The 412-nt window shown below is 62.6% G+C and carries 1 protein-coding gene; it reads left to right on the top strand.

Going from position 1 to position 412, the window contains the following annotated elements:
• Nucleotides 1–210: 210 nt before the first annotated feature.
• On the top strand, nucleotides 211–412 hold a 202-nt coding region (locus DW306_RS21465), incomplete at its 3' end, for a hypothetical protein (RefSeq protein ID WP_205814092.1).

Raw genomic sequence — 412 nt, 5'->3', positions numbered from 1 at the left:
GCCGATGGTACTGCAGGGGGGACCCTGTGGGAGAGTAGGACACCGCCGGACTTCTTTTAAGCAAATGGCCACCCATCGATGGGTGGCCATTTTGCGTTTATACGAAAACAGGGAGCATCATGCCGGAAGACGAAGAGCGCCGTCCGCGTCGCGACAACGACAGTGGATCGCGCAACCAGCGGCCTTCCGGCGGACGCCCCGCATACAACCGTGATTCCGCGCCGCGTCGTGATGGCGACAATCGCTCCGGCGATCGCGCACCTCGTCGTGAGGGTGGCGGGTACAACCGCGACTCTGCACCTCGTCGTGAGGGTGGCGGCTACAACCGTGACTCTGCACCTCGTCGTGAGGGTGGTGGGTATAACCGTGACTCTGCTCCTCGTCGTGAGGGTGGTGGGTACAACCGTGACTC

The sequence above is a fragment of the Microbacterium sp. K24 genome (genome assembly GCF_004794465.1).
Classification (GTDB): domain Bacteria; phylum Actinomycetota; class Actinomycetes; order Actinomycetales; family Microbacteriaceae; genus Microbacterium.
Note: the sequence above shows the minus strand (reverse complement) of the source record. Positions and strands in the feature narration are given on the sequence as shown.